This is a genomic window from Kitasatospora sp. NPDC088861 (genome assembly GCF_044750105.1).
GTDB lineage: Bacteria > Actinomycetota > Actinomycetes > Streptomycetales > Streptomycetaceae > Kitasatospora.
In genome coordinates, this window is sequence record NZ_JBIVJF010000008.1 from 36,709 (window position 1) to 49,193 (window position 12,485).

Below are 12,485 nucleotides of genomic sequence, written 5' to 3' on the forward strand. Positions count from 1 at the left end.
ATGGCCGTCCTTCTCCTGTCCCGGATCCATCACCACGTCTCCACCCCGTCCCGCAGATACCGTGAGCCGCCATCCGCGATCGCTCTCACAGCCGCGTTCAGCCGGTTCCGCTGGCGGGTTCGCAGCCGGTCGGCGGCCTCCGGCGCGGACAGGAAGACGGCCTCGGACAGTTCGTCGTCGTGCGGCCGCACCCGCGCGGCCAGGTCGGACGAGAGGGTGCCCGCGTCGAAGATGAACGCGATCTGGTCGTCCCACGGGCCGTGCGGGGCAACCCAGTCCACGACCAGCAGGCGGTGGACCGTGATCTCCAGGCCCAGTTCCTCGCGCAGTTCCCGCACTGCGGCCTCGTCCGGCGACTCATTGGCCTCAGCCATCCCTCCGGGCAGGTCCCAACCCTCCTTGTAGGTCGGGTTGACGGTCAGGATGCGACCAGCCTGGTCGCGCAGGATCACGTCCGCAGAGACGCGCTTGCGAGCCTGCCGGGCATTGCCCTCGGCGAGGTAGGCGTGCCAGGCATCGGTGTCGGTGGGTGCGGGTCTCACGTTGAACCTCCCCGAGGCGACGGGATGATGTCGGCGAGCAGGAGCAGCCGGGCTCTGCGCGCCTCATCGAATCGTGCCAGGTATTCACGCACCGGGCCGTACTCGCGGTACCGCCCGAAGAGTTCACCGAGGCCATCCATCTGATGGACGACTCGGACGGACCCGAGGGTCGGGCTGGTGGTCAGAAGTTCTGTTCCGACGCCGATTGCGGCGTCCAAGTCTCCGCAATCGGCGTGGATGCGTGCGAGGGTGATGCGGCTGAATGTGAGCGAACGCGCGCGGCCTTCTTCCCGTAGGACCACAGCCTGCTCACCGCATCGAAGGGCAAGCTTGGAGCGGCCCAGGTCGCTGAACGCCAACGCGGACTCGCTGGCGAGGGTAGCGTCGTCGAAAGGGCTCAACCACGGATGCTCATCATCAGCTCCAACCGCAAGTGCGGTGTGAGCGTGGTCGAGTGCCCGCGCCGCCGGACCGTGCTGCCGAGAGGCTGCCAACGCTCGGGCCATCATGGCGTTCAGCCGAGCCATGAGGCCTGGCAGATGCGGGCCCTGGCAGGCCATTTCGATGCCGACGGTAGCCCAGTGCACGGCCTCCGCCGAATCGCCGGCCTGGAGGGAAAGGTGGCTGGTGCTGGCTGCTACGTGTGCCATCAACGGCAGATCGCCGGAGGCGCGGGCGAGAGGGAGCGCGCGAGCGAAGTGCCGGGCAGCCAGGTCGTCACGGCCGGAGTCGTGGGCCATCCAGCCGGCCATCTCAGTGAGCGCAGCGGCGGCAGCGAACACCTGCGGGCCGCTCGCAACATCGACCAGACGCGGCGCAACCTTGCCGGAGAGATGGTGAACCACAGCCGAGTACAGGCGTCCACCTCCCGCCTGCCGATCCGCACGGCGAAAGGCATCCACGGTGGCCAGGTCGTCGCCGTCGGCTTCCGGTAAAGCCTGCGCAAGGGGCGAGGGTCCAGGAGTGGCGTCCGGCTCCCATGACCTGCGGGCAAGACCGAGCAGTTGCCCCGGAATGTGGAAGGCGTCGGCGATCTGCTCGAACAACGCCAACTTCTCGACCCTGGCCTTGCCGTTCATGTAGTCGTAAAGCCGTCCCTGGCTGATCTCCACAGCGGCTGCAATCCGCCGGGTACTGATGCCGCGCGCGTTGAGGAGCCGGAATACGGCGCCCATGTCGCGGGTCGCACACGCTCGCAGCAGACGCTCGTCCTGGAGTAGCCCGGCGGCCACTTCACGCACACTTGGCTGAACACCCATGGTCTCGCTCCCCTTACAGCGTGTACTGATCGTAGGTCCACGGTGCCAGCCCTGACTCCGATTTGGAGTCACCGGATCGGAGTCTCCTGCGACCGCAACGTGACCGTTGAATGAGCATCAGCCGCCCTGATCCATCCACGGGAGCGAATCTTGATGTCTCCACTCACCGCTTTGCCGACCAACGTGATCGGCTGCACTGGGGAAACGCTGCTGACTGCCGTCGCTACACCGGATACCGCTCGCTTCACCACACCGGCGACCATCCGCCTGCCGTACCAGGCCGAGTCGGTGGGCGCCGCGCGTCGGTTCGTCGTGGCGAAGCTTCGGGAGTGGGGGTTGGACGATCTGGTGGACGATGCCTCCCTGATCGCCAGCGAGTTGGCCACCAACGCCGTCAGGACCGGCTGTCAGACACGCATGATTGTCGCCGTGCGCCGCCCGAGCGACCGAATCATCCGCATCCTCGTCGGTGACGGCTCTTGCTCGATGCCCGTGATGATCCAGGCCGGGCCCGACGCCACGTCGGGTCGAGGCTTGGCGATGGTCCACCGGCTCACCCAGGGCCGTTGGGGCGCCAGCCCCCGCCCGTTCGGGAAGGTCGTGCACGCCGACCTCCCGACGCCCAAGCCGACCTCTCCGTGAGCCGGCAGCCGCCGGACGACGGTTTCGATCCCGAAGACGCGCCGCCGTCCGTTTCCGACCCCGATCCCGATCCCGATCCCGATCCCGACCGACCGAGTCTGGGCTGCCCTGGGGGTGTCCGCCGCTGCCGGGCTGCACATCGTCGTTGCGGCCCTGATTCTGATCAACCGCGCCCACTGAAACCCCCGCCCGTGCCGCCGGGCCAGCGGCACGGGCGGCAGGCAGTAACCCCACCGGCTCCCGCCGTCCGGCGAAGTGGCAATCCACGGTCGACAGCGGAGGCATCCCCGAGGGCGGTCGCGCGCCCTCGGGGAGCTGCCGCCCGGTATACCCGAGGCGGCTGAGCATCACCCGGCAGGCATCCGCCTGTCGCAACCAACCAGCACACGGAGGTACAGAGATGGGTAAGCGCAGCGGCGGCTCCGGCGACGGCCAGGGCGGCAAGCAGCAGGATGACTCCAACAAGGGCGCCGGACACGGCGGCGGGGGCTCCGACGAAGGCGGCAACAGCAGCGACGGCAAGGCCCCGGCGGAGTGACCGGCGAAACGCACCAGGAGGCGGGCCCCCAGGGGCTCGCCTCCGCGCTGGTGGCCGGCGGCGCACTCTCCTCAGACTGGCTCCCCTCCTTCAACGCGGTACCCCGCGAGCTGTTCGTCCCGGACCGCATCTGGCCGGGCATCGCGGACGGCACCCGCCAGAACCCCGTGCTGTACCGGTCACAGGACCCCGAGGCGTGGCGCAGGGCCGTCTACTCGGACATCCCGCTGACCACCCAGTGGGACGACGGCAACCACCAGGGCGACGGGCTCGGCACCACCCCGAGTTCCTCCAACTCCATGCCGACCATGGTGTTCTCGATGCTCCAGGACCTCGACGTCCGCCCGGGCCACAAGGTGTTGGAGGTCGGAGCCGGCACCGGCTGGAACGCGGGCCTCCTCGCCCACCGCCTGGGCAACCACAACGTGGTGACCGTCGAGTACGACCCTCACGTCGCACGCGGCGCCCGCGAGAACCTGCACCGGGCCGGACTCGCACCGACCGTGATCGAGGGCGACGGACGCCACGGCTGGCCGGACGACACCCCCTACAGCCGGATCATCGCCACCTGCTCCCTGCTGGAGATCCCTCCCGCATGGCTGGAACAGACGGCCCCCGGCGGAATCATCGTCGCCCCGTTCGGCACCGAGTACGGCGGCGAGCAGATCATCCGTCTGACCGTGAACGACGACGGGACCAGCGCGAGCGGCAAGTTCACCCGAGGCTCCGCGTTCATGCGACTCCGCCACCAGCGCACGGACCGGCCGTCGTTCGACGCCTACCTGCACGGGAAGGAGTGGCCAGCACACGGGGTGCGGAGCACCACCAGTCTGTCCCCTCGGGCCACGGGCGGGTGGTTCGAGCAGTTCGTCATCGGATCCGGCGTACCCGGTACGTTCTGGCGGACAGAGCGCTACGACAACGACGCCTACACACTGTGGCTCTACAGCCGCGACACCCTCTCCTGGGCCTCCGCCGACTACGAGCGCGACCGCACGAGGTATGAGGTGTACCAGTCCGGCCCCCGGAACCTCTGGGATGAGCTGGAAGCGGCCTACCAGTGGTGGGCGGACCAGGGCCGCCCCGGGTGCGGGCGGTTCGGCCTGACGGTCACCTTGGAGGGCCAGCACGTCTGGCTGGACTCCCCGGGCAACCCCGTCCCGCAGCACTGAGCGAGCCCGGCCGGCCGCACCGGACGGCCGGGCACTCAGAGCCGGACTACGCCCGGACTGCCGGGCGCTCGGTGCTGGCGATGGTGGCCGAGCCGACCACCCGGGTGCCGTCGTACAGCACCACGGCCTGGCCGGGGGCGATGCCGCGCACCGGGCTGTCCAACTGCACCCGCAGCTCGCCGTCCACGACGGAGGCGGAGACCGGCACCTCCTCGCCGTGGGCGCGCAGTTGGGCGGTGTACCGGCCGTCGGCGAGCGGCTCGGTGCCGCACCAGCGCGGCCGGATCGCGGTGAGCCCGGTGACGTCCAGACCCTCCAGCGGGCCGACCGTGACGGTGTTGTTCACCGGCGAGATGTCGAGGACGTAGCGGGGCTTGCCGTCCGCCGCCGGGCGGCCGATCCGCAGGCCCTTGCGCTGGCCGATGGTGAAGCCGTACGCGCCGTCGTGCTCGCCGAGCTTGGTGCCGTCGGCGTCGAGGATGTCGCCGGTGGCGGTGCCGAGGTGCTTGGCCAGGAAGCCCTGGGTGTCGCCGTCGGCGATGAAGCAGATGTCGTGGCTGTCCGGCTTCTTGGCGACGGCCAGGCCGCGGCGCTCGGCCTCCTCGCGGATGACGTCCTTGGTGGTGTCGCCGAGCGGGAACAGCGAGTGGGCGAGCTGGTCGGCGTCGAGCACGCCGAGGACGTACGACTGGTCCTTCGCCGCGTCGACGGCGCGGTGCAGCTGGCGCTCCCCGGACGGCAGGTCGACGATCCGGGCGTAGTGGCCGGTGCAGACCGCGTCGAAGCCGAGCGCGATCGCCTTGTCGAGCAGCGCGGCGAACTTGATCTTCTCGTTGCAGCGCAGGCAGGGATTGGGAGTGCGGCCGGCCGCGTACTCGGCGACGAAGTCGTCGATGACGTCCTCGCGGAAGCGCTCGGCGAGGTCCCAGACGTAGAACGGGATGCCGATCACGTCGGCCGCCCGCCACGCGTCCCGGGAGTCCTCGATGGTGCAGCAGCCGCGGGCCCCGGTGCGGAAGGACTGCGGATTGGCGGACAGCGCCAGGTGGACGCCCGTCACCTCGTGCCCCGCTTCGACGGCGCGGGCGGCGGCGACGGCGGAGTCGACGCCGCCGGACATCGCCGCGAGCACGCGCAGACGGCCGGTGGACGGAGCGGTCGGGGCACCCGGGAAGTCAGTCATGGTGACTACAAGAGTACGGGGCCGCCGTCCATGCCCGGCCGCCCGGAGGAACTACCGCCGCACCGAGGCCAGCCCCGCGTTGTGGGCCCGCTGGACGGCCGGGGCGAGCGCCTCGACCAGCGCCGTCACGTCCTCGCGCACCGAGGTGTGCCCGAGCGAGAACCGCAGCGAGGCCCGGGCCAGCGCCGGGTCGACGCCCATCGCGAGCAGTACGTGGCTGGGCTGCGGCACCCCGGCCGAGCAGGCCGAGCCGGTGGAGCACTCGATGCCCTGGGCGTCGAGCAGCATCAGCAGCGCGTCGCCCTCGCAGCCGGGGAAGGAGAAGTGCGCGTTGGCGGGCAGCCGCCCCTCGGCGGCCGGGTCGCCGTTGAGCACCGCGGCGGGGACGGTGGCCAGCACGGCGGCGATCAGCTCGTCGCGCAGCGCGCCGAGCACGACCGCGTGCTCCGGCTGGCGCTCGACCGCGAGGGCCGCGGCGGCGGCGAAGCCGGCGGCGGCGGGCGCGTCCAGGGTGCCGGAGCGGACGTCGCGTTCCTGGCCGCCGCCGTGCAGCAGCGGGACGGGCGCGGCGCCGCGCGAGAGCAGCAGCGCGCCGATGCCGAACGGTCCGCCGATCTTGTGTCCGGTGACGGTGAGCGCGGTGAGCCCCGACTCGGCGAAGGAGACCGGGACCTGCCCGAGCGCCTGCACCGCGTCGGCGTGCATCGGGATGCCGTACTCGGCCGCGACGGCGGCGAGTTCGCGCACCGGCTGGACGGTGCCGACCTCGTTGTTGGCCCACATCACGGTGACCAGCGCGACCGAGTACGGGTCCCGCTCGATCGCCTCGCGCAGCGCCTGCGGGTGCACCCGGCCGAGCAGGTCGACCGGCAGGTACTCGACGTCGGCGCCCTCGTGCTCGGAGAGCCAGTGCACCGCGTCCAGCACCGCGTGGTGCTCGACCGGGCTGCACAGCACCCGGGTGCGGGCCGGGTCGGCGTCCCGGCGGGCCCAGTACAGGCCCTTGACGGCGAGGTTGTCGGACTCGGTGCCCCCGCCGGTGAGCACGATCTCGCTCGGGCGGGCGCCCAGCGAGTCGGCCAGCGACTCGCGGGCCTCCTCGACCACCCGGCGGGCCCGGCGGCCGGCCGCGTGCAGGGACGAGGCGTTGCCGACCACCCCCAGGTGCGCCGACATCGCGGCGATCGCCTCGGGCAGCATCGGCGTGGTCGCCGCATGGTCCAGGTATGGCATAACCATCCGATTGTAGAGGGCACTCCCCGGGCCCCGTCCCGGTGTGCGCACCGATCCGGCCACCGGACGTCCACCGGACGACTCCCGGGTGTCGCCCGGGCGGTTCCCGGACCGCGCGCCCACCGGACACCGGTGTCCGGCACCCGTTTGACCCACCGCGCGGGCGAGCGGTTAGCCTGACGAACGCTTCCCGCGGACGGGCCCCGGCCCGGCCCGCGGGCACGGCCCGGGATCACGTCCCACTCTCACTTCCCATCGGCGCGGACAGGAGCGGTGCGCCATGTCGCAGTCGGTCGACCGCGCCCTGACCCTGCTCGGGTCGCTCGGCGACGGGCCGGTCTCCCTGGAGCAGGCCGCGACCAGCATCGGGGTGCACAAGTCCACCGCGCTGCGGCTGCTGCGCACCCTGGAGGAGCACGGCTTCGCGCAGCGCCAGCCCGATCTGCGCTACCGCCTCGGCGGCCGGGTGCTCTCACTGGCCCACCGGGCGCTGGAGGAGATCGACGTCCGGCAGGTCGCCGCGCCGTACCTGGCGGCGCTCAACGCGCGCTGCGGCTACACCGTCCAGCTGGCCGTGCTCCAGGACGGCGAGGTGCTGTACCTGGACGAGGTGGCCGGGAGCTGGGCCGGGCCGGGCACCGCCCGGGCGTCCCGGATCGGGCGGCGGGCGCCGGCCGGCGGGACGGCGATCGGCCGGGTGCTGCTGGCCGGGCTGCCCGAAGACGGCACCCCCGACGAGGAGTTGCCGGCCGAACTGGCGGCGGTGCGGCTGCGGGGCTGGGCGGCGGAGTCGGCCGAGCACCGGGAGCCGGTGACGTGCGTGGCCGCGCCGGTGGCGGGCAGCGGCGGCCGGACGGTCGCGGCCTGCGCGCTGAGCGCCCCGGCGAGCCAGGTGCCGCCGACCGAACTCGCCCGGATGGTGCCGGAACTGCTCTGCACGGCGGAGGCGATCTCGCTCGCGTACGGCGGCTCGCCTACTCCTCGCTGGTGCGAGAACCGTTGCGGTGCCAGGCCCTCGGGGCGCGCCAGCCGTACTTCAGCGCGAGCATCCGCAGCCCGAAGGCGGTGAGCGCGGCGGCGGTGCCGGTGGCGCCGGTCAGCCGGTCGACGCCGATCAGCACCGCCACCAGGGCGGCGCCGACCAGGGCCGGGACGGCGTAGATCTCCCGGTCCCAGCGCAGCAGCGAGGGGATCTCGCCGGCCAGCACGTCGCGGATCACCCCGCCGCCGGCCGCGGTGACCATGCCGAGTGCGACGGCCGACACCGCGCCGAGCCCGTAGTCGTGCGCCTTGGCGGTGCCGGTGACGCAGAACAGGCCGAGGCCGAGGGCGTCCAGGGTCTGCACCGCCCGGTTGATCCGCTCGACCTCGGGGTGCAGGAAGAACACCACCAGCGCGGCGACCAGCGGGGTGATGAAGTACCCGAGGTTGCTGAACGCCGCGACGGGCGTCGCCCCGATCACCAGGTCCCGGATCACGCCGCCCCCGAGCGCGGTGACCTCGGCCAGCACCGCGATGCCGAAGATGTCCATGTTCTTGCGGACGGCGAGCAGCCCCCCGGAGAGGGCGAAGACGAAGATGCCGACGAGGTCCAGCGACTGCTGCACGTCGGAGGGGAAGATCTGCGAGGTCACCGAACAACTATGCCCCGTACGAAACCCTTCCCCCCTCCGCGTACGGCCGCGGTCCGTGGCCCCGCCTCGGACGCGCGGGCCCGGGCGACGACCGCCGCCGGTCCGGACACTCTGCGCAGAGTTGACGTGAACACCAAATTTCGACATATTCGCGAAATACTGCGGGTCGTACGGTATGGAGAATACAATTCGCATTTCCCTCCCGAATTCGATGCACCCTTTGCCCGGGTTGGCTGGTTTGGGAAATTGATCCCGGAAATAACTCATGGACGGGGCCGAATGCCGGTGGTAGTTTCATTTCCATCGAGAGAAGCACTGGGGCTTCGAACATGAACAACCGGAGAGGAGACTTCCGTGCGCTACAACGACTGAAATCCCTGATGCCAATTGCACCGGCATCCCCGATGTCCGAACGTCGACAGTCCGCGCCAATGGCCGGGACATTTAGCTCGGGTAGGTGAATTTCCATGCGTTACAACGACTAATTATATTGCCCGAACCGCGGCAGAGCCCGGTATCGTCGGCGAGAATTGGCGCCGGACCCGGATGCGTCCGGGTCCGGCGCACGCTCTTGGCCCAGCGGGAACATGGGCCTCATAGGCCGTTCAAGAATCCTAGGAATTGTCCATGAAACTCCCGGTCCGCTATGACCCCCTCGACAGCTCCACTCTCGCCGATCCCTATTCGGTCTACGCGGAGCTGCGCGCGTCGGAGCCTGTGCACTGGCACGAGAAGATGCAGAGCTGGGTGCTGACCCGGTACCGCGACTGCCAGATGGTGCTGCAGGACCCCGCGGTGTTCGCGACGGACTGGCGGCGTGCCGGCGAGTCGGTCTCCGAGCCGTGGCTGAGCCTCCAGACCCTCGACCCGCCGGACCACGGCCCGCTCCGCAGCCTCTTCATGAACGCCCTGCGCGCCCAGGACCTGGAGGCCGTCGGCGAGCAGGGCGAGGCCCTCGTCGGGTCGCTGCTCGACGGCCTGGAGGGCAGGGCGGAGTTCGATCTCATGTCGGAGGTCGTCGAGCCGCTCGCCCTGGCGACCATCTCGGAGCTCATGGGCATCGAGCAGCCGGACGTCAGGACCTTCGCCGCGATATCGGATGCCATCGTGCGGAGCATGGACGCCGGATTGGCGCCCGAAACCGCCGGGGACGGAATCGAGACCGGTACGGAACTCAGGAAACTCGGCATCGAGGCGCGCGGCCGACTGAGCGAAATGGTCGAGTCCTGGTTCACGGCCAATCCGCGCCCCGGACTGCTGGCCCATGTCGCCGGCAACCGTGCCGAGGTGGATGTCGCCGATTCCTTCGTCCGGAACACGGTGCGGGTCGTCTTCCAGTCCGGCTACAGCTCGATCGTCGCCGGTGCCGGAAATGCCATGCTGGCGCTGCTGGAGAACCCCGACAAATTCGAGGCGATGCGCGACCCGGCGCTGCTGTCGAGTGGTTTCGACGAACTCATGCGCTACGACGCGTCGGTTCAGGGGACCAGCCGCATCGTCACCGAGCCCGTCGTCGTCGGATCCGTCCAGCTCAAGCGCGGAGACGTCGTCGTGGTGCTTTTCGGCGCGGCAAACCGCGATCCCGAAAAATTCACCCGTCCCGACGAAATCATTCTGGACCGGACACCGAATCAGCACATGGCATTCGGCCGGGGCCCGCACACCTGCGTCGGAAACCTGTTCACCCAGGTGACGCTGCAGGCGCTGATCAAGGCCATTCTGCGGCGCCCCACACGCCTGCGGATGGCCGGGGAGCCACTGCGCCAGCGCACCGCGACCATGCGCTACCTGGCGACGTTGCCGGTCACCTTCCAGGCGGCTGCCGCCACGTGACGAAAACGGATACGACGGCTCCCCCGACCCGGACGAGCGCTGCCCGGCTGGCCCTCGCCAGGGCGGTCCCGCCGGCCGGGCCGGTGCGCGGACTGACGCTGTCCACGTTCCTGACCACCCTCGGGGACGGGCTGTTCGCCACCGTCAGCGTTCTGTTCTTCACCCGGGTGGTGGGTCTGCGGATGGTGGACGTGGGCATCGGGCTCACGGTTGCCAGCCTGGCCGGCCTGCTGGCGGCCCTGCCGATCGGACACCTCTCCGACCGCATCGGGCCGCGGCGGGTCCTGCTCGTCCTCACCGTCGCCGCGGGGCCGGCGGTGCTGTGCTACCTGGCCGTCGGCTCCTTCTGGCCGTTCGCCGTCACGGCGTGCGCGGTGGGCGTCGTGCAGCGGGGCTGCCGCACGGTCCTGCCCGCCCTGGTGTCCCTGATCGCCTCGGCCGAGGAGCGGGTGACCGCGCGCGCACACCAGCAGGTCGTGAGCAACATCGGGATCTCACTCGGCGCGGGAGCCGCCGGCCTGGCCCTGTACCTGGACACCCGGGCCGCGTACGAGGCGATGGTGGTCGTCGCGGCGCTGGCCTACGCGGGGTCGGCCCTCGTACTGAACCGGATGCCCGTACGGCATCCGCCTCCCGCGCACATCGAGAAGCAGCCGCTGGGAGCAGCGCTCAAGGACCTCCGGTACCTGCGGTTCACCGGGCTGAACGCCGTGCTGTCGCTGAACGGCGCCCTCATGGAGATCGCCGTTCCGCTGTGGCTGGTCACCCACACCAAGGCACCCGCCTGGCTGTTCAGCGCCCTGATCGTCCTGAACACGGTCCTGGTGGTGATCTTCCAGGTCCAGGTGAGCTCCAAGGGCAACGACACCACCCCGGGCCTGTGGGGGCGGATCTCCCGCCTCGGCGGGTTCTTCCTCGGCTGCGCCTGCCTGCTGTACGGCGTCGCAGGCTGGGGGAACGCCCTGGTCGCGACCGGCATCCTCGGCCTGGGGATGATCGCCCACACGTGGGGGGAGATGTACCAGGTCTCCGGCGAATGGGGGCTCAGCTTCCAGCTCGCTCCCGAGCACGCCACCGGCCAGTACCAGGGCGTCCTGGCCATCGGCCGCGGAGCCGCCAATGTGGCCGCGCCGGTCGCCCTGGTCGCGGTCGTCGGGGCCGGTCAGTACGGGTGGGTGGCGCTGGCGGCCGTCTTCCTCGCGGCCGGGCTCGCGATGCCTGCGGCGACCCGGCTGCCCACCGGCAAGGGCCCCGACCCTGACGCGTGATCAACACCGCACCGCCCCGACCGGGATGAGGGCCCCGGACGCCACGATGCGCCGCACCGGAACGACCGGCTGATCAAAGCCGGTGTTCCGGTGCGGCGCATCGTTCGCGTGGGCCCACGCCCTACTTCCCCTCGCCCAGCTCGGGGAAGTGGCACGCCACCTCGTGCCCGGTCTTCAGCGCCGTCAGCGGCGGCTCCTGGCCGGCGCAGACGTCCTGGGCCTTCCAGCAGCGGGTGCGGAAGCGGCAGCCGCTGGGCGGGTTGATCGGCGAGGGGACGTCGCCCGTGAGCAGGATCCGCTCGCGGCCGGCCCGCTGGCGCCGGCGCGGGTCGGGCACCGGCACCGCGGACATCAGCGCGTTGGTGTACGGGTGCAGCGGGCTCGCGTAGAGGGAGTCGCGGTCGGCGATCTCGACGATCTTGCCGAGGTACATCACCGCGACCCGGTCCGAGACGTGCCGGACCACCGAGAGGTCGTGCGCGATGATCAGGTAGGTCAGGCCGAGTTCGCGCTGGAGGTCGTCCAGCAGGTTGACCACCTGGGCCTGGATGGAGACGTCCAGGGCGGAGACCGGCTCGTCCGCGATGATCATCTTCGGCCGGAGGGCGAGTGCCCGGGCGATGCCGATGCGCTGGCGCTGGCCGCCGGAGAACTCGTGCGGGTAGCGGTTGTAGTGCTCGGGGCTGAGCCCGCACAGTTCCAGCAGTTCCTGGACGGCCTTCTTGGTGCCACCCTCGGGCTCCACCTTCTGCAACCGGAACGGCGCGCCGACGATGGTGCCGACGGTGTGCCGCGGGTTGAGCGAGGAGTACGGGTCCTGGAAGATCATCTGGATGTCGCGGCGCAGCGGCCGCATCGCGCCGACGCCCAGGTGGGTGATGTCGGTGCCCTCGAACTCGACCTTCCCGCCGGTCGGTTCGTCGAGCCGGGTGACCAGTCGGCCCATCGTCGACTTGCCGCAGCCGGACTCGCCGACGACCCCGAGCGTCTCACCGGCGTTGACGGTGAAGTCGATGCCGTCGACGGCCCGCACCGCACCGGTCTGGCGGCGCAGCAGTCCGCCTCGGATCGGGAAGTGCCGGGTCAGGCCGGTCACCCGGAGCAGCGGCTCGCGGTCGGGGGCGGGCGCGGGCGCGGTGGCCGTGGCCGTGGCCGTGGCTGCCTGAGTGTCCGTCATCGGT

The 12,485-nt window shown here is 70.9% G+C and carries 12 protein-coding genes; 6 read left to right on the forward strand and 6 right to left on the reverse strand.

Going from position 1 to position 12,485, the window contains the following annotated elements; all coding sequences use genetic code 11:
* Positions 1 to 29: 29 nt before the first annotated feature.
* The gene (locus ACIP37_RS16530) at positions 30 to 542 is read right to left on the reverse strand and encodes an NUDIX hydrolase (RefSeq protein ID WP_363633237.1); all 513 of its coding nucleotides are present in this window, start codon (positions 540 to 542) and stop codon (positions 30 to 32) included.
* On the reverse strand, positions 539 to 1,801 hold the full coding sequence (locus ACIP37_RS16535) for a helix-turn-helix domain-containing protein (RefSeq protein WP_400806282.1): 1,263 nt from the start codon (positions 1,799 to 1,801) through the stop codon (positions 539 to 541). Before ACIP37_RS16535 ends, ACIP37_RS16530 begins: the two co-directional genes overlap by 4 nt.
* A gap of 153 nt (positions 1,802 to 1,954) precedes the next feature.
* On the opposite strand from ACIP37_RS16535, the gene ACIP37_RS16540 reads away from it, so the two are divergent.
* The 3 genes from ACIP37_RS16540 to ACIP37_RS16550 all read left to right on the forward strand — a co-directional run bounded on the left by ACIP37_RS16540 (position 1,955) and on the right by ACIP37_RS16550 (position 4,153).
* A complete protein-coding gene (locus ACIP37_RS16540) occupies positions 1,955 to 2,443 on the forward strand; it encodes an ATP-binding protein (protein WP_400806285.1) in 489 nt (162 codons plus the stop codon).
* A gap of 400 nt (positions 2,444 to 2,843) precedes the next feature.
* Positions 2,844 to 2,981: a hypothetical protein gene (locus tag ACIP37_RS16545; protein ID WP_400471434.1), complete on the forward strand. Its 138-nt coding sequence runs from the start codon at positions 2,844 to 2,846 to the stop codon at positions 2,979 to 2,981.
* On the forward strand, positions 2,978 to 4,153 hold the full coding sequence (locus ACIP37_RS16550) for a methyltransferase domain-containing protein (RefSeq protein ID WP_400806288.1): 1,176 nt from the start codon (positions 2,978 to 2,980) through the stop codon (positions 4,151 to 4,153). The genes ACIP37_RS16545 and ACIP37_RS16550 overlap by 4 nt, the downstream gene beginning before the upstream one ends.
* Before the next feature lie 46 nt (positions 4,154 to 4,199).
* Here ACIP37_RS16550 and mnmA read toward each other — a convergent pair whose 3' ends face one another.
* Both mnmA and ACIP37_RS16560 read right to left on the reverse strand, forming a co-directional pair.
* Positions 4,200 to 5,336: a tRNA 2-thiouridine(34) synthase MnmA gene (gene mnmA, locus ACIP37_RS16555; RefSeq protein ID WP_400844029.1), complete on the reverse strand. Its 1,137-nt coding sequence runs from the start codon at positions 5,334 to 5,336 to the stop codon at positions 4,200 to 4,202.
* A 51-nt stretch (positions 5,337 to 5,387) separates the two neighbouring features.
* Positions 5,388 to 6,569, reverse strand: a complete 1,182-nt coding sequence (locus ACIP37_RS16560) for a cysteine desulfurase family protein (RefSeq protein WP_363582110.1) — start codon at positions 6,567 to 6,569, stop codon at positions 5,388 to 5,390.
* 280 nt (positions 6,570 to 6,849) lie between these two features.
* Here ACIP37_RS16560 and ACIP37_RS16565 point away from each other — a divergent pair, with 280 nt between their 5' ends.
* Positions 6,850 to 7,638 carry an IclR family transcriptional regulator gene (locus tag ACIP37_RS16565; RefSeq protein ID WP_400844034.1) on the forward strand — a complete coding sequence of 263 codons (789 nt, stop codon included), beginning with the start codon at positions 6,850 to 6,852 and terminating at the stop codon, positions 7,636 to 7,638.
* Here ACIP37_RS16565 and ACIP37_RS16570 read toward each other — a convergent pair.
* Positions 7,544 to 8,203, reverse strand: a complete 660-nt coding sequence (locus tag ACIP37_RS16570; protein ID WP_363582106.1) for a trimeric intracellular cation channel family protein — start codon at positions 8,201 to 8,203, stop codon at positions 7,544 to 7,546. The genes ACIP37_RS16565 and ACIP37_RS16570 overlap by 95 nt on opposite strands.
* 627 nt (positions 8,204 to 8,830) lie before the next feature.
* Between ACIP37_RS16570 and ACIP37_RS16575 the strand changes: the two genes are divergently transcribed.
* Together ACIP37_RS16575 and ACIP37_RS16580 are read left to right on the forward strand one after the other, a co-directional pair.
* Positions 8,831 to 10,036, forward strand: coding sequence for a cytochrome P450 (locus ACIP37_RS16575; RefSeq protein ID WP_400806296.1), 1,206 nt, complete (start codon positions 8,831 to 8,833; stop codon positions 10,034 to 10,036).
* Positions 10,033 to 11,304: an MFS transporter gene (locus ACIP37_RS16580; protein ID WP_363633245.1), complete on the forward strand. Its 1,272-nt coding sequence runs from the start codon at positions 10,033 to 10,035 to the stop codon at positions 11,302 to 11,304. Before ACIP37_RS16575 ends, ACIP37_RS16580 begins: the two co-directional genes overlap by 4 nt.
* Before the next feature lie 121 nt (positions 11,305 to 11,425).
* On the opposite strand, the gene ACIP37_RS16585 is transcribed toward ACIP37_RS16580, so the two are convergent.
* Entirely contained in the window at positions 11,426 to 12,481 is a 1,056-nt protein-coding gene (locus ACIP37_RS16585) for an ABC transporter ATP-binding protein (protein ID WP_400806300.1), read from the reverse strand.
* Between the last annotated feature and the right edge of the window lie 4 nt (positions 12,482 to 12,485).